General features: G+C 68.0%; 18 protein-coding genes. 9 read left to right on the forward strand and 9 right to left on the reverse strand.

Going from position 1 to position 19,223, the window contains the following annotated elements; all coding sequences use genetic code 11:
• The first annotated feature begins 110 nt into the window (after positions 1-110).
• Positions 111-3,137 carry a choice-of-anchor D domain-containing protein gene (locus ABD116_RS14405; RefSeq protein WP_343969004.1) on the forward strand — a complete coding sequence of 1,009 codons (3,027 nt, stop codon included), beginning with the start codon at positions 111-113 and terminating at the stop codon, positions 3,135-3,137.
• 46 nt (positions 3,138-3,183) lie between these two features.
• On the opposite strand, the gene ABD116_RS14410 is transcribed toward ABD116_RS14405, so the two are convergent.
• Positions 3,184-3,999: an MBL fold metallo-hydrolase gene (locus ABD116_RS14410; RefSeq protein WP_343969006.1), complete on the reverse strand. Its 816-nt coding sequence runs from the start codon at positions 3,997-3,999 to the stop codon at positions 3,184-3,186.
• A gap of 372 nt (positions 4,000-4,371) precedes the next feature.
• Here ABD116_RS14410 and sdhC point away from each other — a divergent pair, with 372 nt between their 5' ends.
• The 6 genes from sdhC to ABD116_RS14440 all read left to right on the forward strand — a co-directional run bounded on the left by sdhC (position 4,372) and on the right by ABD116_RS14440 (position 9,408).
• Positions 4,372-4,752 carry a succinate dehydrogenase, cytochrome b556 subunit gene (sdhC, locus tag ABD116_RS14415; RefSeq protein ID WP_328334359.1) on the forward strand — a complete coding sequence of 127 codons (381 nt, stop codon included), beginning with the start codon at positions 4,372-4,374 and terminating at the stop codon, positions 4,750-4,752.
• A gap of 2 nt (positions 4,753-4,754) precedes the next feature.
• Entirely contained in the window at positions 4,755-5,210 is a 456-nt protein-coding gene (locus ABD116_RS14420; RefSeq protein WP_343969008.1) for a succinate dehydrogenase hydrophobic membrane anchor subunit, read from the forward strand.
• A 12-nt stretch (positions 5,211-5,222) separates the two neighbouring features.
• Positions 5,223-6,965 carry a succinate dehydrogenase flavoprotein subunit gene (gene sdhA, locus ABD116_RS14425; protein WP_343969010.1) on the forward strand — a complete coding sequence of 581 codons (1,743 nt, stop codon included), beginning with the start codon at positions 5,223-5,225 and terminating at the stop codon, positions 6,963-6,965.
• A complete protein-coding gene (locus ABD116_RS14430) occupies positions 6,965-7,669 on the forward strand; it encodes a succinate dehydrogenase iron-sulfur subunit (RefSeq protein WP_343969012.1) in 705 nt (234 codons plus the stop codon). Before sdhA ends, ABD116_RS14430 begins: the two co-directional genes overlap by 1 nt.
• 61 nt (positions 7,670-7,730) lie before the next feature.
• Positions 7,731-8,243, forward strand: coding sequence for an RNA polymerase sigma factor (locus ABD116_RS14435; RefSeq protein ID WP_343969013.1), 513 nt, complete (start codon positions 7,731-7,733; stop codon positions 8,241-8,243).
• On the forward strand, positions 8,236-9,408 hold the full coding sequence (locus ABD116_RS14440; protein ID WP_343969015.1) for a beta propeller repeat protein: 1,173 nt from the start codon (positions 8,236-8,238) through the stop codon (positions 9,406-9,408). The genes ABD116_RS14435 and ABD116_RS14440 overlap by 8 nt, the downstream gene beginning before the upstream one ends.
• Here ABD116_RS14440 and ABD116_RS14445 read toward each other — a convergent pair.
• Entirely contained in the window at positions 9,405-9,830 is a 426-nt protein-coding gene (locus ABD116_RS14445; protein WP_343969017.1) for a DUF2000 family protein, read from the reverse strand. The genes ABD116_RS14440 and ABD116_RS14445 overlap by 4 nt on opposite strands.
• 45 nt (positions 9,831-9,875) lie before the next feature.
• The gene (locus ABD116_RS14450) at positions 9,876-10,277 is read right to left on the reverse strand and encodes a MarR family winged helix-turn-helix transcriptional regulator (protein ID WP_343969019.1); all 402 of its coding nucleotides are present in this window, start codon (positions 10,275-10,277) and stop codon (positions 9,876-9,878) included.
• A 54-nt stretch (positions 10,278-10,331) separates the two neighbouring features.
• On the opposite strand from ABD116_RS14450, the gene ABD116_RS14455 reads away from it, so the two are divergent.
• Positions 10,332-11,072 carry an alpha/beta fold hydrolase gene (locus ABD116_RS14455; protein ID WP_343969020.1) on the forward strand — a complete coding sequence of 247 codons (741 nt, stop codon included), beginning with the start codon at positions 10,332-10,334 and terminating at the stop codon, positions 11,070-11,072.
• On the opposite strand, the gene ABD116_RS14460 is transcribed toward ABD116_RS14455, so the two are convergent.
• A complete protein-coding gene (locus tag ABD116_RS14460; RefSeq protein WP_343969021.1) occupies positions 11,028-11,858 on the reverse strand; it encodes a M55 family metallopeptidase in 831 nt (276 codons plus the stop codon). The genes ABD116_RS14455 and ABD116_RS14460 overlap by 45 nt on opposite strands.
• A 23-nt stretch (positions 11,859-11,881) precedes the next feature.
• Here ABD116_RS14460 and ABD116_RS14465 point away from each other — a divergent pair, with 23 nt between their 5' ends.
• A complete protein-coding gene (locus tag ABD116_RS14465; RefSeq protein ID WP_343969022.1) occupies positions 11,882-12,676 on the forward strand; it encodes a helix-turn-helix transcriptional regulator in 795 nt (264 codons plus the stop codon).
• On the opposite strand, the gene ABD116_RS14470 is transcribed toward ABD116_RS14465, so the two are convergent.
• The 5 genes from ABD116_RS14470 to ABD116_RS14490 form a co-directional block, all read right to left on the reverse strand.
• Positions 12,648-12,884 carry an SCO4848 family membrane protein gene (locus ABD116_RS14470; RefSeq protein ID WP_343969023.1) on the reverse strand — a complete coding sequence of 79 codons (237 nt, stop codon included), beginning with the start codon at positions 12,882-12,884 and terminating at the stop codon, positions 12,648-12,650. The two genes, ABD116_RS14465 and ABD116_RS14470, sit on opposite strands and share 29 nt — an antisense overlap.
• Before the next feature lie 4 nt (positions 12,885-12,888).
• Positions 12,889-15,648 carry a helix-turn-helix transcriptional regulator gene (locus tag ABD116_RS14475; RefSeq protein ID WP_343969024.1) on the reverse strand — a complete coding sequence of 920 codons (2,760 nt, stop codon included), beginning with the start codon at positions 15,646-15,648 and terminating at the stop codon, positions 12,889-12,891.
• 368 nt (positions 15,649-16,016) lie between these two features.
• Positions 16,017-17,531, reverse strand: a complete 1,515-nt coding sequence (locus ABD116_RS14480) for an amino acid permease (RefSeq protein ID WP_343969025.1) — start codon at positions 17,529-17,531, stop codon at positions 16,017-16,019.
• Between the two features lie 94 nt (positions 17,532-17,625).
• Positions 17,626-18,342 carry a FadR/GntR family transcriptional regulator gene (locus ABD116_RS14485; protein WP_343969026.1) on the reverse strand — a complete coding sequence of 239 codons (717 nt, stop codon included), beginning with the start codon at positions 18,340-18,342 and terminating at the stop codon, positions 17,626-17,628.
• 95 nt (positions 18,343-18,437) lie between these two features.
• Entirely contained in the window at positions 18,438-19,214 is a 777-nt protein-coding gene (locus ABD116_RS14490) for a 3-oxoacyl-ACP reductase (RefSeq protein WP_343969027.1), read from the reverse strand.
• Positions 19,215-19,223: the final 9 nt, after the last annotated feature.

Consider the following 19,223-nt stretch of genomic DNA (forward strand, 5'->3'; position numbering starts at 1 on the left):
ATTGCAGGAAGCTGCAACGGGGGTTGCCGCCAGACCCTTCCCTGCTGTAGTCATTGACCTCCCTGCCCGGCCTTCGGGGGCCTGCCGGAATCGCCTGCTCTGGAGATTCGATGCGTCGCGCCCGCAAGACCGTCCTGCTCCGCACTGCCCTGGCCGCGGCTCTCGCGGCCATCACCGTGCCGTTCATCGCCCATGCCGCCTTCGGTGACGAGGCCGTCACAGCCCCGACCGCCCAGGTGTTCCCGACCCGGCAGGGCATCGGCATCGTCTGGAGCGACGTCGACGCAGCGGGCTACCGCGTGGAGCGCAGGCAAGCCGCCGCCGACTGGCAAGACGTCAGTGGCACGCTCGCGGCCTCGGCCACCAGCTGGATCGACGAGTCCATCCCGGCCGGCAGCGCCGCGGAGTACCGCGTCATCGGTGAGTCCGACTCCGCTCCTGCCACGAGCCCCACGGTCACCGCCACCCGAGTCGAAGAACCCCCAGCCGTCGGCGACATCGACGCCCTCGCCCTGGACGCGAACCGCGGCGCAGGAGTCACCTGGCTCCAGAACGAGACCGCCACACCAGTCACGGCCTCAGCACCGGCCGACGGTTCCCGAACGCTGACGGCGGGACAACTCAAGCTCAGGATGCCCGCCTTCTTCGCCGGACCGGGCTACTACGACCTTCCCGCGCAATCAGCGGTCACGCTGACCCAAGGTGACCGCAGTTGCACATCTGCCGCCACCGTCCGGGTCTCGGCGGTCACCTACACCGCGGACCTCCAACTGGAGACCTTCGCCGCTTCGCTGGCGGCAGGTACCTGCGCCGGTGCCGCCCCCGTGGCATGGTTCGAGATCCGCTATCGCAGTGCCGTTGGCTACCAGGCACTGTCCGTCGTGCCGGACCACGCGGATGCCGGCCCGGTCCAGTACGGGAAGACGTCGAACCTCCCGGTCACGGTGACGAACACCGGTACCGCTCCGGTGCAGATCAACGGCTGGAGGTTCCGTTTCGGCCCTTCCTCAGAATGGACGGTGACCACGAACGACTGCCCGGCGACGCTGCCCGTAGCCGCCACCTGCAGCTTCACCGTCACATTCCGCCCCGATCTGATCGGCTTGAGGTCGAACAGCCTGACCATCGAGGACTCCACTTCCCTGGAGAGACACACCGTCGCGGTCTCGGGTACCGGTGTCGACCTGCCCGGCGCCCTCGATGTGTCCGTGGTGCCGACCTACACCGGCCACACGGTGAGCTGGAGGTCCCTGCAGACCGCTGCCGGCACACCGGTCCGTGGCTACCAACTGCACCGTTACCTGGACGGAGTGGAAACCACCCAGTGGTTCGAGGAGAAATCCTCCACGACCGACTTCAGCGTGACCGAACCCAACCCGAAGGCCGGCATCGAGTACGCCGTCTCGGTCGTGAACGAGGTCGGCGAGGGGCCGACCGGCTCCCGTCGGGCCGTTCCCCGCGCGAACCAGCAGATCGTGGTCACCCAAGGTCAGGCGGAGACCCGTGAACTGGCGGCGGCCGACCTGTCTGGGTACGTCGTTCCGTTCCCTGCGGACGCGAACTCGGTCAAGCCGAAGGAAGCCGTCACAAGCTCTCCGGACGGCAGGTCGCTCGCCTACGTCACGAGCACCTCGGAGCGCGTCCTGTGGACCCGCACCGTGACCCCGGACGGACTCGGCGTACCGGCGCGGTTGTGGGCCTCCACGGCACCGATCACCCACCTGTCCTGGTCGCCGGACGGCACCCGGATCGCATTCCAGGGGCAGGAGAACTCCACCCCGTGCGTGTACGTGATCGCGGCTGTCGGAGGTACGTCCGAGAAGGTCGCTTGTCAGGTGATCAGCCCGAGTTGGATGCCGGACGGCCGGACCCTGATGGTGGCCGACCACCGGCTCGCCCCCGACCGGTTCGCGAGAATCGAGGCGAAGACCGGTGGCGCACGGGTCAGCACACTGCCTGACCAGGTCGCGGTGGCGGACGGTACGCCGGTGCGAGTCTCGCCCGACGGCCTCCAGGTCGCGTTCGCTTCCGGCTCCACTGTTCGCCTGGCCGGGGAGCTCGCCAAGACGAGTCCTCCCCTCGACTCGGCGGTGCAATCGATCAGCTGGAATCCGGACGGCGACGATCTGGTGGCGCTGACGTCCAGTGGGCGCGTCTACCTGCTCGGTCTGTCGGTGACCCACGACTTGTGGATAAAGGGCGGGCTGCGCGACACGATCGACAGACTCGACCTCACCTGGCAGCGGCTCGGGGTGACGATCAAGCCGACGCCAGCGGTGCTGGGCCCGCAAATCGCGATTCCGTTCGACAGTTCGGCCCTGCCTGCCGGTACCAGGTTCACCTGCGCGCTCACGGGCCGTGCGCTCGCCGCGTGTACCTCCCCGATGACCGCGGCCGGCCTGGTCTCTGGAAATTACTCCCTCACAGTCAACGCGATCGAGCCCGACGGCCGGGTGACCAAGGCGTTCCGGACGTTCACCGTCGACGCCACTGGTCCGGTGGCGCGGACGCTGGCGCCGGCGTACCAGGGGTCGACGGCCACGACGGCCGCGGTGAAGGTGACGGCAACGGATGCCAACGGGGTCGCGACGTACGACGTGCGGTACCGCCGGGCGTCGTACGCCGGGGCATACAGCGCGTATGTGCAGCCGTGGACGAACACGACCGCGACCTCGATGAACCTCGCGATGGCGGCGGGCTACGAGTACTGCGTCTCCGTCCGGGCGAAGGACAAGCTCGGGAACGTCGGCCAGTGGAGCGCGGAACGGTGTTTCTCACGGCCGATGGACGACCGGTTGTTGACCTTGGCAACGACTGGCTGGACGCGGGCCTCGGGGTCGGCGTTCTACCTCGGCACGACGACGCAGACCTCGGCGTACGGGAAGGCTCTCACCCGGAGCGTGCAGGGCAAGCGGTTCTTCCTGGTCGCGACCCGGTGCCCGACCTGTGGGTCGGTCGCGGTCTACGCGGGCAGCAAGTACCTGACCACGCTCAATCTGGCCTCTCCGACCACGCAGCGGCAGGTGCTGCTCGGACTGCCCGTGCAGACCACGCTCTTCAGCGGCACGCTGACCTTCAGTACCCGCTCGACGGGCAAGCTCGTCCAGATCGACGGTCTCGCGGTGGGCCGCACCTGACCAGGCGCCGGAGGCCCCGTCGTACGGCGGAGCCTCCGGTCAGCACTCAGGTCAGGTGGTCGTAGTCTCCGCGGGCCCAGGCTGCGTGCCGGTCCGCGGAGAAGCGGACGACCGCGCGGGCGTCGACGGGGATGGATGCCCCGAAGTTGCCGTACAGCCGGTCGTACTCGAAGACGTCGAGGGCCTTGGCGACCCGGTCGACGACGGCGCCCGAGAGCGGGATGCGGTTCGGGTAGCTGCGCATGAAGCTCACCGACGTACGGTCCGGGTTGGCGAAGATGGTGTCGCCGGCCAGGATCACTCCCTTGCCCTCGGCCCCTTCCGCCCAGTGCACGACCGCGCTGCCCGGGAAGTGCCCGCCCGGCTGGATCAGCGTGACGCCCGGCAACAGGTCCAGGGTGCCGGACCAGAGCTTGATCGCCTCGTCGTCGCGCGCCACCCACTGCTTGTCGGCCTCGGACACATACACCGGTACGCCGCCGAGCCGCTTGCTCCACTCGACCTGTACGCCGTACATGTGCGGGTGACTCGCGATGATCGCCTTGACCTCGCCCAGCGCCCGCACCTGCTCGACCGCCTCGTCATCCAGGTACCCGATCGGGTCCCACAGCAGGTTGCCCTCAGCGGTCTGCACAACCATCGACTGCTGCCCGATCCCCGCACTGGGCGTCGAGGTCACCCCGTGCAACCCTGGCTCAACCTCCTTGACCTCCACCTTGTAGCCAGCCGCAGACAGCGCCTCGAGCGTCGTCCAGTGCTGCCCATCAGCAGGCACCCACTGCCGCTCGTCCGCGCAGATGGCACACACCTCGACCTGCTCGGAGTGCTCCACCGCACAGGTCTCACAGATCCAGAAACTCACTGTCGTCCCCTCTCCTGTTGTCACCGATGCCCACGCTAGGCCCGAAAAGGTTCGCCAGCACGGGCCAATCCGCCTCCCGGAGCGCGGTCCACTGGATCGTCGAGCTTCAACCACGCTTGAGGTCAACAGGACGCCTGATCGCGGTGAGTGACCCCTCACGATCCGTCATGGCGGCTGGCCCCGAGAGCGACGTCACAGGGTCGAGAGCGATGTCACACGGGAGTGGGGCGGTTGCGGGGTGGGGCGGGGATAACATCAAGAACGGCCTGGTTCCCTGCCGGGTCGAGCCGATCGCGGCCCCTTTCGCTGAACTGACGCCCCGGAGTCGCCGCGCCTACCGGCTCTGGTCTGTCGTCCGATCGGAGGATCGGTTTGCCCAGCAAGCCAGTCGGCACCCTGTACCGCGGCCACGAGGGCATGTGGTCGTGGGTGGCGCACCGGATCACCGGCGTCGGGATCTTCTTCTTCCTCCTCGTGCACGTGCTGGACACCGCGCTGGTCCGGGTCTCCCCGGAGGCGTACAACGAGGTCATCGGCACCTACAAGAACCCGATCGTCGGCCTGATGGAGGTCGGGCTGGTCGGGGCGATCCTGTTCCACGCCTTCAACGGCATCCGGCTGATCCTGATCGACTTCTGGGCCAAGGGCCCGCGGCACCAGCGCAAGCTGATGATCGGCGTCGGCGTGGTCTGGGTGCTGCTGTTCGTGCCGTTCGTGATCCGGCACCTGAGCCACGTCTTCGGCGGGGAGTGACCATGTCAGAGATCGCAGCCCCACGCTCCTCCAGCCGGTCCCGGTCACTCAAGGGCGGCGGCCGCAACCGGTCCGGCCAGACCAACTTCGAGCTCTACAGCTGGCTGTTCATGCGGCTGTCCGGCATCGCCTTGGTGGTGCTGGTGCTCGGCCACCTGTTCACCAACCTGATGCTCGGCGGCGGGATCACCGCGCTCGACTTCGGCTTCGTGGCCGGCAAGTGGGCCAACCCGCTGTGGCAGGTCTGGGACCTGCTGATGCTCTGGCTGGCGATGCTGCACGGCACCAACGGGATGCGCACGATCATCAACGACTACGCCGAGAAGGACCAGACCAGGTTCTGGCTCAAGTCGCTGCTGATCACCGCGGCGATCGTGATCGTCGTGCTCGGCACCCTGGTCATCTTCACCTTCGATCCCTGCCTAGACCCGGACAGCACGCTGTCGGTCTGCAAGTAAGGACAGTTCAAGATGCAGCGGCATCAGTACGACGTAGTGATCGTGGGCGCGGGTGGCGCCGGTATGCGCGCCGCGCTCGAGTCGAGCAAGCGGACCCGGACCGCGGTGCTCACCAAGCTCTACCCGACCCGGTCGCACACCGGCGCGGCCCAGGGCGGCATGTGCGCCGCGCTGGCCAACGTCGAGGAGGACAACTGGGAGTGGCACACCTTCGACACGGTCAAGGGCGGTGACTTCCTGGTCGACCAGGACGCCGCCGAGGTGATGTGCCGCGAGGCCGTCGACGCGGTCCTCGACCTGGAGAAGATGGGCCTGCCGTTCAACCGGACGGCCGAGGGCAAGATCGACCAGCGCTTCTTCGGCGGTCACACCCGCAACCACGGCGAGGCGGTCGTCCGCCGGTCCTGCTTCGCGGCGGACCGGACCGGCCACATGATTCTGCAGACGCTGTACCAGCAGTGCATCAAGCAGAACGTGGAGTTCTTCAACGAGTTCTACGTGCTGGACCTGCTGATGGTGGCCGGCAAGGCGACCGGCGTGGTCGCGTACGAGCTGGCCACCGGTGAGCTGCACATCTTCAACGCCAAGTCGATCGTGTTCGCCTCGGGCGGCTTCGGCAAGGTCTTCCGGACCACGTCGAACGCGCACACGCTGACCGGCGACGGGATGGGCATCGTCTGGCGCAAGGGCCTGCCGCTGGAGGACATGGAGTTCTTCCAGTTCCACCCGACCGGCCTGGCGGGCCTCGGCGTACTGCTGTCGGAGGCCGCTCGTGGTGAGGGCGGCATCCTGCGCAACAGCGACAACGAGCGGTTCATGGAGCGGTACGCGCCGACGGTGAAGGACCTCGCGCCGCGCGACATGGTGGCCCGCGCGATGGCGAACGAAGTACGGGAAGGCCGTGGCTGTGGGCCCGACAAGGCCTACGTGATGCTCGACCTGACCCACCTCGAGCCCGCGCACATCGACGCCAAGCTGCCGGACATCACCGAGTTCGCCCGGACGTACCTGGGCGTCGAGCCGTACACCGAGCAGATCCCGGTGTTCCCGACCGCGCACTACGCGATGGGCGGCATCCCGACCAACATCAAGGGCGAGGCGCTGGCCAACAACGACGACGTCATCCCCGGCCTGTACGCCGCGGGCGAGGTCGCCTGCGTCTCGGTGCACGGCGCCAACCGGCTCGGCACCAACTCGCTGCTGGACATCAACGTGTTCGGCCGGCGGGCCGGGATCGCGGCCGCGGAGTACGCCGAAACCGTCGACTACGAAGAGCTGCCGGACCGCCCCGAGACCTTCGTGGTCGAGCTGATCGAGGGCATGCGGAACGCGACCGGAACCGAGCGGGTGGCCGCGATCCGGGCCGATCTGCAGGCGACGATGGACATCAACGCGCAGGTGTACCGGACCGAGGGCTCGCTGAAGCAGGCGCTCACCGACATCGAGGCGCTGAAGGTCCGGTTCGCGGACGTCTCCGTGCAGGACAAGGGCAAGCGGTTCAACACGGACCTGCTGGAGGCCGTCGAGCTGGGCTTCCTGCTCGACCTGGCCGAAGTACTGGTGGTGTCGGCGCTGGCCCGCAAGGAGTCCCGGGGCGGGCACTTCCGCGAGGACTACGACAAGCGCGACGACGTGAACTTCATGCGGCACACGATGGCCTACCGGTCGATCGATGCCGAGGGCAACGTCAATATCCGGCTGGACTACAAACCCGTCGTACAGACCCGTTACAAGCCGATGGAGCGGAAGTACTGATGGACGTCAAGGTCAAGATCCTTCGGTACAACCCCGAGGTGCTCGACGAGACCGAGTGGGTGACGTATGCGGTCACCCTGCAGCCGGGCGACCGGGTGCTGGACGCGCTGCACAAGATCAAGTGGGAGCAGGACGGCACGCTGACCTTCCGGCGGTCCTGCGCACACGGCGTCTGCGGCTCGGACGCGATGCGGATCAACGGCCGCAACCGGTTGGCCTGCAAGACGCTGATCAAGGACCTGAACCCGGACAAGGAGATCACCGTCGAGCCAATCAAGGGCCTGCCGGTGCTCAAGGACCTGGTCGTCGACATGGAGCCGTTCTTCGACGCGTACCGCTCCATCATGCCGTTCCTGGTCACCGACGGGCACGAGCCGAGCCGGGAGCGGATCCAGTCGCAGTCCGACCGGGAGCGCTTCGACGACACCACCAAGTGCATCCTCTGCGCCGCCTGCACCACGTCCTGCCCGGTGTTCTGGTCCGACGGCCAGTACTTCGGCCCGCAGGCGATCGTCGGCGCCCACCGGTTCATCTTCGACAGCCGCGACGAGGGCACCGAGCAGCGGCTGGAGATCCTGAACGACAAGGAAGGCGTCTGGCGCTGCCGGACCACCTTCAACTGCACCGAGGCCTGCCCGCGCGGCATCGAGGTCACCAAGGCCATCCAGGAAGTGAAGCGAGCCCTGATCTTCCGCCGGGTCTGATGCAACCGAACCCACTCCCCGGGAGTCGTGCTGACAAAGGGGTCCGAACTGGGGAGTGGTGATGGTTGACGACGAGACGACGGTACGGGAGCTGTACGAGGGGTGTTATCGGCGGCTGGTAGGGCAACTGTTCGCCGTCTGCGGGAATCTCGGTGAAGCCGAGGACGCCGTCCAGGAGGCGTTCGTCAGGGCGGTCGAGAAGCCGCGGCGGTTCGCTCAGGTCGACAACCCGGAGGCGTGGCTGCGGACGGTCGCGCTGAACGTAGTACGCAGCCGCTACCGCCGCGCCACCCGCTTCCACGGGCTGCTCTCGCGACAGGTCGTGCCACCGACGACCACCGCCGGTATGTCCGCCGACCGGGTCGCCCTGGTCGAGGCGCTCCGGCAACTCCCGTACGAGATGCGCGAAGCGATCACCCTGCATCACATCGCCGACCTCCCGATCCGCGAGATCGCGGCCCAGCTCGGCGTCGCCGAGGGCACCGTCAAGGCCCGGCTGTCCCGCGGCCGGGCGCGCCTCGCCCCACTGGTGCAGGAGTTCGCCGACGAAGCCGAGGAGGTCAACCATGTCTGAGCTCAAGGAACTGTCCTGGGAGATCCAGGAGGACGTCCAGCCGCTGCCGTTCGAGCAACTGGAGCGCCGCGGCCGCCGCCGCCGTCGCCGCAACCAGACCCTGGCCGGTACCGGAGTCGCCGCGGCAGTAACGATCGCCGTACTGGCCGCCTTGCTGCCGCTCCGCAACGTGACCGGCACGGAGAAACCCCCGGTGGCCACCCAGACCGTGCCGATCGCCGTCGACAAGGCAGCCGAAAGCCTGGTCGGTGGGCACGCGAAACTGTCGGAGACCGTCTTCGCCTCCCCCACCCGCTGGGTTGCTTCCTGGGACGGCTCCGGCGAGAAGCAGCGCTACGCGGCGGTGCTGAGCCGGGACGGCGTACGGACGACCACCCCGGTCCGGGACATGTGGTTCTCGGCTCTCCGGATCGGTGGCGACCCGGCCGCCGTGTCCGGGCCCAAGGGCACCGGTGACAAGTTCGATCCGAGCTGGGCCCAGACGCTGCTGGTCCGGCTGACCGCCGACGGCAAGGTCGAGAAGAAGCTGCACTGGGCCGCGCCGACGACGACCTTCGGCAAGAACGAGGTCCTCACCTATGACGTGATCCACGACCACGTCCCGCTGATCCTCGATCCGGACGCCGGCACGTTGCGCAGACTCGTGATCGACGGGACGGAATACCTCTCGTCCCCGGTTCAGGACGGCACCGGACGCTGGTGGCTGGTGGGCGGGAAGTACGAGGGAACGAGCTACATCTTCTGGACCGACGACGGCGGCAGGACGTGGGGCAAGACGGTCATGGATCCGAAGTCCCAGGCCGGCGACATCCACGTCAGCGCTGATGGCAACACCGCCGTCGCCTACTCGACGGGCGGGGGCGCGGGCTCGCTGCTGAGGGTGTCGACCGATCGCGGGGCGACCTGGACGACCGTCGGCCCCAGGGAACGCACCTGGGCCAGGGGGCCGGTTGCGTTGAACGGCGGCCGCGTCCTGCTGCTGGAGGGCGAACTCGTCCTGCTGGGCGGCGACCGGCTCGGCACCGCGCCACCCAAGGACTCGTACGAGCTACGCGGCGACGACAACCTCCTGTACGTGACGATCTCGCGCCCGGACGGAACGCAGCAGTCGATCGCGACCAGCACCGATCTCGGCAAGACGTGGAAGGAGTTCGAGCCTCGTTAGGGGTGCATGCGGGCGCCCTTGAGGATCTTGTCGACGGCGTTCTTCGGTCCGTGCAGAGCCAGTCCGACCAGGTCGAGCTGGCTCTGCTGGACTGCTTTGACGGCTGCGCGGTTGTCGCGGTCGTTGCCGGTGGCAAACAAGTCCTGGGTGAAGACGGAGATGGTCAGGCCGCGGCTCAGGGCCCGTTCGTGGGCGGTCGGCATGAACTCCTTGGCCGCCTCGAAGACCAGCACCGGCTGGCGGAACATGGGGAGGTACCGGGTCCCGTCGGCGTCCTCGTAGGGCTCGCCCACCAACTCGGGGCCGGTCGCGGCGATACCGCTGACCAGGAACGCGGTGACGTTCAGCCGTTGCCAAGTGGGGAGGTCGTCCCGGAGCAGGACGGCGAGCTTGGTGTCGAAGCGAATCGGTTCGTTGTCCACACCCTCCAATCTGCCGCCGCCGACAGACCGGGGTCTTGTACGTTCCTAACCGAGAGCCTTGGTCAGCAGGCTCAGCAGGGTCTCGCGTTCGGCGGCCGAGAGCGAGCCGACCGACGCGGTGAGGACCGAGTCGAGGGCGTCGGCGCCTTGGCGGCGGATCTGCTCGCCTTCCGGGGTGGGTTTGTGGCGGATGGCTCGGCCGGGGCCTTCTACTCGGGTGATCAGGCCTCGGGCGATCATCCGGGTGGCCAGGGAGCCCATGGACTGGTCGGTCTGGAAGGTCAGTTGGGCGAGGTCGTGCAGGGATGCCTCGGGGTGTTCGTGGAGGCGGCGGAGGACGTCCCATTGGGGGAGGGAGACACCCAGTGGGGCCAGCAGCTTGGTGGCTTCGGTGTGGTGTTGCCATTGGAGGCGCTTCACGGCGATGCCGATCTCCTGCAGGGTCACAGAGGTCAGATTACCAGGTTGTTTATATAAGGATGTTGATCTAAGGTTCCTTACATGACTTCCTTTACCGCTCTGGGCACTGGTCCGAATGTTCTGCTGTTGCACGGTGGCGGTGGGCCGCAGACGGTGGCTGGGTTTGCTGAGTTGCTCTCCGCGGACCACCACGTGGTGACGCCTACTCATCCTGGGTTCGGGGGTACGGCGCGGCCGACCGGGCTGACTACCATCGCTGGGCTGGCTGCGGTCTACGCGGAGCTTCTGGATGAGCTGGAGCTCGACGAGGTGACCGTCGTGGGCAACTCGATCGGTGGGTGGATCGCGGCGGAGTTGGCGTTGCTGCGGCCCGATCGACTGAAGGCCGTTGTGCTGGTCGATGCGGTGGGGATCGAGGTGGACGGGCATCCGGTGGCGGACTTCTTCGCGCTGGACTTCCCGACGATCGCCAGGCTGAGCTACTTCGCCCCGGAGAAGTTCCAGATCGATCCGGAGGCGCTGCCGCCGGCGGCGCGAGAGGTGCTGGCGGGCAATCGCGCGACGCTGGCCGTCTACGCCACCGAGATGACCGACCCGACGTTGCGCGGGCGGCTGGCTGGGGTCAAGGTGCCTACCCACGTCATCTGGGGTGATTGCGACCGGATCGTCGATCCGGAGTACGGGCGCGCGTTGGCCGAGGCGATTCCGGGGGCGACTTTCGACGTACTCGAGAACACCGGGCATCTCCCCCAGCTCGAGAGCCCGGAGCTGCTTGCGTCAGCAGTACGGCGGGTTGCTGGTGATCGCGGTCGCGACGCGTAGGAAGAGGTTGAAGAGGCGGTAGAGGTCAGGCATCGGCGCCTCGACCAGAACCGTGCGATCGTCGGTGCGGGTGACGCCCGGGATGGCCGGCAGGTGCGAGGCGATCGACGCGTTCTGCCAGCGCACGGCCAGCCGGTGAGCACTCCGGCTCACCGTCGGCGTCGTGCGCGGCGTACGCACGGCGGCCTCGACCCCGGCCTCGATTGCGGCGCGAGCCTCGGCGACCGGCACCAGCTGAGCAGCGAAGCGATCCTTCGCGAACTTCACCGGCACGACAGTCACCGACGAGTCCCACTCGGTCATCTCCGCGCAAGCACTGTCATCGCCGGTCAGAGCAGCCACCGGTACGCCGTACGCCGCGGCCGTCGCCTGCAGCAGCCCGATCTCTCCGACCACCCGATCGTCGAGCCAGATGTCCTCGATCTCGTGCCCCATGAAGCTGTGGCTGAGCACCCCCAGCACCCCGGCCCGGGCATGGAACCCGACGCAGACGACCGCGTCGTACCCCGGGGTCAGCCCCTCGATCATCCCCATCGGCTTCGGCCGGCCCTTGATCAGCGTGACCCGGGGATCGAGCTGGTCAGGCAGCAGATTGCGCATCGGCCCGTGCGCGTCGTTGACGAGAACCGACGACGCCCCACCCGCGAAGGCCCCGCGGACGGCCGCGTTGACGTCCTCGGTCATCATCACCCGGCCGCGCTCGTAGTCCCGCCCACCAGGCTGGACGTCCTCCGCGTCGACCAGCCCCGTGACGCCTTCCATGTCCGCGCTGACGTAGACCTTCATACCCCGAGCGTATGTTGGACGCTGTGAGTAGTGGCGCGCAGGTGAAGGCCTGGCGACCCGCCATGGACGGGGTCGTCGAGGTGTTGCACGCCTACTTCCCGTCGCACGCGTACCCGAGCCACACGCACGACGCCTGGACCGTACTGATCGTCGACGAGGGCGCTGTCCGGTACGACCTGGACCACCGCGAGCACGGGCTGGCACAAGCGCAGGTGTCGCTCCTGCCGCCCAATGTCCCGCACGACGGCCGATCCGTGCACCCGGAGGGCTTCCGCAAGCGCGTGCTCTACCTGGACCCGGATCGCCTCGGCGGAGCCGGCCTGGTCGGCGCAGCGGTCGACACCCCGGAGTACGTCGATCCTGTACTCCGACGGCGCATCCACCAGCTCCATGGCGTGCTGGTGGACGGCCGCGAAGACCTGGAAGCGCAGAGCCGACTCACCCTGATCGAAGAGCGCCTGCAACAGCACCTGCGCCAGCAGGTCATCGACCCACCCGACCGGCGGGACGCAGCCGTCGCGACCAAGCTGAGGGAGGTGCTCGACGGGCACCTGCCCCAAGGGATCACCCTCGACGAGGCGTCGAAGCTGGTGCACGCGCACCCGGTCCACCTGGTCCGCGCGTTCAGCCGGGAGTACGGCATGCCGCCGCACCGCTACCTGACCGGGCGGCGGGTCGAGCTGGCCCGGCGCTACCTACTCGAAGGCCGCCCAACCGCGGAGGTCGCGGTACTGGCCGGGTTCTACGACCAGTCGCACCTGAACCGGCACTTCCGCAAGATGCTCGGGGTCAGTCCGTCGCGTTTCGCGCGTCCGTGAGCGCCTTGCTCTTGAGCGCCTGCACGCCCCACTTGCCGAGCACGGCCGCGATCACCAGGTTCACCACGATCAGCACGGTGTGCGCGATGTAGTACCCCTTGGGACGGCCTTCCGTGCCGGCCAGGTTCTTGATGAACGTCACGTAGGTGACGACGTTCCAGACGGCGATACCGATCAGGACCAGAGCATGCTTGCGTTCGAGCTTCACCCGACTAGTGTCCGTTGCGGTCGACAGTGCGCAGCAGTTGGGTGCGGTTGGCGACGCCGAAGCGGCGGTACAGCCTGGTCAGCTGGGACTCGACCGCCTTGACGCTCAGGTAGAGCGCCGCCGCGATCTCCCGGTTGGTGGAGCCGTCCCGGACCATCGCGACGATCTGCAGCTCGTTGTCGGTCAGCTCGGACGGCTGCCGGCTCCGGCTCGGTACGTCGAGACGCGCCAACTCCGTCTCGGCCACCTCACGCCAGGCGGGCGCGCCGTACGCCTCGAACTGCTCGATCGCGTCCAGGAACGCCGTCCGCGCCACCGACCGGCGACGAGCCTGCCGGGCCACCCGGCCACGGGTCAGCTCGCAACGCGCCAGGTCGAGCGGGTAGATGTGGTCCCCCGCCGTCGTGATCGTCTTCTCCAGCAGCTCCAGCGCCGCGGCCGGGTCGCCCTGCTTGGCGATCAGCAGCGCCTCGGAACGCGCCAGCCCGAGCAACACGACCGACCGGTCAAGCGTCTCGGCCCGCTCCCGGATCTCGGCGATGAGAGCGGCTGCGTCATCGAGTCGACCTGCAGCGACCAGTGCCTCGGCATAGTCCGCGTGCCAGGGGATGATGGCCGGGTCGTACGGCATCGCGCCCTCACCCGAGTCCGCGATCGCATCGAAGGCCTCGACCGCCCGCTGCGGATCACCCATCAGTACGCCGATGATGCCGACGCCCATGAGCGCCGGGCCGGTCCACTCCTCGTTGCCGACGAGCTTGCAACCCTCTAGTGCCGCATCGGCCAGCTCACGCGCCATCGTCGCCGTTCCGCCCGCCCACTCGGCGCGGCAGGCGACGACCAGACCCACCTCGGGCTCGTCGCCCAGATCCTGCATCAGCTGGTAGCACTCGTGACCCGCGACAAGCGCGTCGGCCCCACGGCCGCTGCGCTCGTAGATGGCCGTCGCGGAGATCAGCGTCGAGGCCAGCCAGCGGACCGCGCCTGCCTCCCGCACCTCGTCGACCAGCGCGCTGATCTGCTCGATCGCCGCACTCGTCCGGCCGCCGAACAGCTCACGCATCGCCGCCATCTGCCGGGCATTCACCACAGCCATCGACAGCGGCAGGGCGCGGGCCAGCTCAGCCGCCTGCTCCAGCAGTGCATCGGATGAGCCCTGCTCGCCACCACGCGCCATCCGGATGTTGCTGGCCGCGCTCAAAGCCTCGATCAGGACCTCGGTATCGCCGCACTCCCGCGCCAGCCTCTCGGCCACCTCGGCGTCCTCTTGGGCGTCGTCGAACCGCCGCTCGAAGTACGCGCTGTTGCTGCGCAGGATCCGCACCCGTGCCTCGAGCTGCGGGTCACCCACTGCCGCCTCGAAGGCTTCCGCCAGCAGTGCGATCCGCTGCTCCCGCTCGGGCCATGCAGCGTCCGCCAGGAGCAGGAGTGCCGCCACCTTGGTCTTTGGACGAGTCGCAGCCTGTACTGCGAGCCGCGCCATCTCGGCCGACTCGACCAGGTGCCCGGCCGCCGCGGCAGCATCTGCCGCACTGGTCAGCCGCATAGCCCGGTCGTCTTGCTCGTCAGCAGGCGTGCGCTCGGCAGCGAGGCGCCAGAGCGTCGCAGCAGCTCCAAGCGCTCCACGGCCGCCCGCGACGACAGCAGCCGCCTCGATGGTGGCCGCGAGACCAGTGTCAGCCTCCTGCGTCGCCAGAGCCCGGTGGGTCGCGTTCTCGACCGGCTCGTCTACGACCAGGGCCAGCTGGGCGTGTGCTTGTCTGCGGGCGGCAGAGGTCGCCTCGGCGTACACGAACTCCCTGAGGAGCGGGTGGGAGAAGCGCAGCCGCTCGGACGAGACATCGATCAAGCCAAGCGCTTCTGCCTCGGCCAGGCCGACATCGACCGGGCGGTTGAGGGACTGGGCCAGCTGGCTGGTCGTCGGGCGCGGCGAGGAGGCCGCATGCAACAGCAGCTCGTACGTCGCCGGAGTGAGGTCGGCGAGCCGGTCCCCCAGCAGCGTCTTCAGCCGACTCGACACTGGCAGCGGGTCGTTGGGCGAGACGCCTTGCGGGTGGCGGAGGATGGCCCGGCCCAGCTCCAGTGCCATGAACGGGTTGCCTGCGCTCGCGGTGAAGATGCGGCGCGCAGTACGGACAGGTAGCGGGCTGGAGAGCCTGTTGCGGAGCAGGGCCAGTACGTCGGGCTCGGCGAGCGGTGGGACTTCCAGCTGCAGCACGGGCTCAGGGCAGGCCTCGGCCATCACCGGGAGGTCGCCGTCGGCCACCTGCTCAGTGGCGAGCATGTGGACGCCCTCGGTCAGGCGCCGGGCGCAGAAGGTCAGTACTTCGAGACTGGACGGGTCGACCCATTGGATGTCGTCGACAACCAGCAGGACCGGTCCAGAGGCCGCCAGGCGACGCAGTACGTGCAGCACTGCGAGGCGCACGGCCAGCTCGTCGCGGACCGTGTCGGGGGCACTCGACTTGAGTAGTGCCACCTCCAGCGGCTGGCGGAGGTGGTCGGGCAGCACCTGCCAGGCGAGCTCGAGCTGGTTGGACAACAGGTCGAGGAGGGTGACGTACGGCAGGCCGGCCTCGCTCTGGGAGGGGGCGGCGCTCAGTACGCGACAGCCGGCCCGGGCCCGTTCAGCGACCAGCGCCCGGCCGGTGGCGGACTTGCCGATCCCGGTCGGGCCGTAGAGCAGCACGCTGCCACTGGTCTCGAGCTGCTTCTTCGCACGCTCGACCAGTCCGGCGCGCCCGACCAGCTCGTCGTCAGTCATCGATCCACATTCTCCCCGAAGGATTACATTCGCCGACATCACAGTCGAGTGCCAATGGCCACGGCGAGTGTCACATATGGAGATCGCCCGGCCATCAGCTCGTTACCTCACTGTTTAAACGAGTAACCCGCACAAAAGTGCGCAATTCCCCGGCGCGGCGCTCAAAATTAGCCGAAATCACCCCCTGGCACAGCAGTGCCCCGACACGACTCCGTCACCCCCGACACGCCGCTTCCTGTCCAAGCCCCCCACTAGCGGGCAGACCCGCCAGTAGTGGGCTTGAACACCGAGCGGCGACCTTGAACACGAAATATCTTGTTCAAGGTCGCCGGTGGGTGTTCGAGCCCACCAGAGGTGGGCTTGTGGGGTCAGATGGATTCGAGGTCGCGTTCGATGGCGGCCAGTTCCTCGGCGGTGCCCTGGACCTTGGGGCCGGTGAACCACTTGCGGGCCGAGACCAGCCACCAGATGCCAGCGAAGCCGAGGACGACCAGGACGGCGATCGGGGTGTAGTTGAAGGTGCTCTTGGCGACCGGGCTGACGGTCGGGAGCATGAACAGGATGGTGATGAAGACGACCCAGGCCACCGCGATGATGCCGATCGGCCGGCTCCAGCGGCCCAGGTGCCACGGGCCCGGCTCGAACTTGTCGCCCTTGAGCAGCCGCAGGAAGGTCGGCATCACGTAGGCGATGTAGAGCCCGATGACCGCGATCGAGGTCACCGCGGCGTACGCCGTCGCGTTCCACAGGTACGGCAGGCCGAGCAGGAAGGCGCCGCCGCCGGCCAGCCAGATCGCGTTGGTCGGCGTCCGGGTCTTCGGGTTGATCCTGTGCCAGAACTTCGAGGCCGGCAGCGCGCCGTCGCGGGAGAAGGCGTAGATCATCCGCGAGTTGGCCGTCATCGACGACATCCCGCAGAACAGCTGGGCGCCGACCACGACGAGCAGCAGGATCTTGCCCAGCGAGGCGCCGACCGCGTCGATGAAGATCTGCGCGGGCGGTACGCCGGTGTCGCTGCCGAGCGCGCCGTCGTAGCTCTGGATCGCGAACGTCAGGCCGATCAGCAGCACCCAGCCGGCCGCCAGCGAGACCAGGATCGACATCACGATGCCGCGCGGGCCCGACCGGGCGGCGTCGTGCGTCTCCTCGGTCATGTGCGCGGACGCGTCGTACCCGGTGAAGGTGTACTGCGCGAGCAGCAGGCCGAGCAGCGCGACGTAGAAGGTCGAGCTCCAGCCGGTGTTGTTGACGAAGTGGCCGAAGACGAAGCCGGCCGACTGGTGGTGGTCGGGCACGAAGGCGAGCACCGCGACGATGAAGACGACGCCGACGATGTGCCACCAGACGCTGATGTCGTTGAGCCGGGCGACCAGCTTCACGCCGACCGAGTTCAGCAGCGCGTGCACGAGCAGGATGCAGCCGAACAGCAGGATCGTGTGCCCCGGCGTCGCACTGAAGCCGAACTGCAGGTCCAGCAACGCGTTCAGGAAGAACGCGGCGCCGAAGTCGATGCCGGCGGTGACGGCGACCTGGCCGAGGAAGTTGAACCAGCCGGTGAACCAGGACCAGGCGGCCCCGTTGGACGGCGCGAGCTTGGCCGACCAGTAGTACAGGCCACCAGCGGTCGGGAAGCTCGAGCAGACCTCTGCCATCGCCAGCCCGACCAGCAAGGTCATCAGGCCGACGATCGGCCAGCCCCAGACGATCATCACCGGGCCGCCGGTGTTCATCCCGAAGCCGTACAGGGTCAGGCAGCCGGACAGGATCGAGATGATCGTGAACGAGACGGCGAAGTTCGAGAACCCCGACATCGTTCTGGACAGCTCCTGGGCGTAGCCCAGCTGGTGCAGGCGTTTTTCGTCGTCGGTCAGGTCGTTGCTCACGAATGCCTCCCAATGGTCTTCATACAGACCTTTGCGGACCATTGAGACATGCGCCACACCCGCTGTCAAGGAATCAGGTGAGGCTGTTCAGAAATCAGGTCAAGAAGGCGCGCAACAGTGCCGCAGTGCCGGACAGATGCTCCTGCATGGCCTGCCGGGCGGCGGCCGGTTCACCGGCCAGGATCGCCGCGACGATCGCCTCGTGCTGGTGGTTGGAGTGCTCCAGATTGACCGCCAGCAAGGGGATCGCGTCGAGCAGCTCGTTCAGCCGCATCCGTACGTCGGCGGTCGCCGACGTCAGCGACGGCGAGCCGCTGACCTCCGCGATCGCCAGGTGCAGACGCGAATCCATCCGCCGGTAGTCGGCCAGTTTGGCGGCCGACGTCTCCGCCAGGCAGCTGCGGAGATGGTCGATCTCCGCCTCGGTGAGGTCGCGGGAGGCTGCCGCTTCGGCTGCTCCGGTCTCCAGGGCGTAGCGGAGTACCAGGGCGTCGTCGACGTCGGCGCCCTGCTCACGGGTGAACGGCTTCGCGCTGACGCGCCGTGCCTTGGGCAGGCGCTCGTTGACGAAGGTCCCGCCGTACCGGCCGCGGCGGGACTCGACGTAGCCGGAGTCGGTGAGCGCCTTGATCGCCTCCCGCAGGGTCTCCCGGCTGACATTCAGCCGGGCCGCCAGGTCGCGCTCGGCGGGCAGCCGCTCCCCCGGCCCGACCACGCCGAGTTTGATTGCCTGCAGCAACCGTTCGACGGTCTCCTCGAACGGGTTCCCGGCCCGTACCGGCCGGAACACCGCCTCGTCCGCGCCTGCCACCCTGCCACCCACTCTCCCCGTAGCCGCCGCCACCCTAGTTCCTTACGTCCGAAGAAGTGGGGTACGTGCCAGACACTTCTTCGGACGTAAGGAATTCAGAGGGGGGTGACGTACGCGCCTGAGATGCCTCCGTCGACGAGGAACGTGTTGGCGGTGATGAAGGACGAGTCGTCGCTGGCCAGGAAGGCGACCGCGGCCGCGATCTCCTCCGGCTCGCCGAACCGGCCCATCGGTACGTGGACCAGGCGGCGGTTGGCCCGCTCCTCGTCCTTGGCGAACAGTTCCTTCAGCAGCGGCGTGTTGACCGGGCCGGGGCACAGTGCGTTGACGCGGATGCCCTGCCGCGCGAACTCGACGCCCAGTTCGCGGCTCATCGCGAGCACGCCGCCCTTCGACGCGGAGTACGAGATCTGCGAGGTGGCGGCGCCCATCACCGCGACGAACGAGGCGGTGTTGATGATGGAGCCCTTGCCCTGGCGCTGCATGTAGGGGATGACGTGCTTGCAGCACAGGTACACCGAGGTCAGGTTGACCTCCTGCACCTTGCGCCAGGCCTCCAGGCCGGTCTCCAGGATCGAGCCGTCCTCGGGCGGCGAGATGCCGGCGTTGTTGAACGCGATGTCGACGCTGCCGTAGGTGTCGAAGGCCTGCTTGAACAGGTTCTCGACATCAGCGTCACTGGTCACGTCGGTCTGCACGAACAAGCCGCCGACTTCGTCCGCGGTCGCCTTGCCGGCGGCAGGGTCGACGTCGCCGACGACCACCTTGGCGCCCTCGGCCGCCAGCCGTCGCACTGATGCCAGGCCGATTCCGCTGGCGCCCCCGGTGACGACCGCGACGCGGCCCTCCAAGCGGTGTGCCTTGACGTCCATTCAGTCCTC

Source organism: Kribbella koreensis (assembly GCF_039525325.1).
Lineage (GTDB): Bacteria > Actinomycetota > Actinomycetes > Propionibacteriales > Kribbellaceae > Kribbella > Kribbella koreensis.

Coding starts and splice junctions, on each gene's coding strand:
- ABD116_RS14405 (WP_343969004.1), top strand. CDS start 111: ATGCGTCGCGCCCGCAAGACCGTCCTGCTCCGCACTGCCCTGGCCGCG.
- ABD116_RS14420 (WP_343969008.1), top strand. CDS start 4,755: ATGTCAGAGATCGCAGCCCCACGCTCCTCCAGCCGGTCCCGGTCACTC.
- sdhA (WP_343969010.1), top strand. CDS start 5,223: ATGCAGCGGCATCAGTACGACGTAGTGATCGTGGGCGCGGGTGGCGCC.
- ABD116_RS14430 (WP_343969012.1), top strand. CDS start 6,965: ATGGACGTCAAGGTCAAGATCCTTCGGTACAACCCCGAGGTGCTCGAC.
- ABD116_RS14435 (WP_343969013.1), top strand. CDS start 7,731: ATGGTTGACGACGAGACGACGGTACGGGAGCTGTACGAGGGGTGTTAT.
- ABD116_RS14440 (WP_343969015.1), top strand. CDS start 8,236: ATGTCTGAGCTCAAGGAACTGTCCTGGGAGATCCAGGAGGACGTCCAG.
- ABD116_RS14455 (WP_343969020.1), top strand. CDS start 10,332: ATGACTTCCTTTACCGCTCTGGGCACTGGTCCGAATGTTCTGCTGTTG.
- ABD116_RS14460 (WP_343969021.1), bottom strand. CDS start 11,858: ATGAAGGTCTACGTCAGCGCGGACATGGAAGGCGTCACGGGGCTGGTC.
- ABD116_RS14475 (WP_343969024.1), bottom strand. CDS start 15,648: ATGACTGACGACGAGCTGGTCGGGCGCGCCGGACTGGTCGAGCGTGCG.
- ABD116_RS14490 (WP_343969027.1), bottom strand. CDS start 19,214: ATGGACGTCAAGGCACACCGCTTGGAGGGCCGCGTCGCGGTCGTCACC.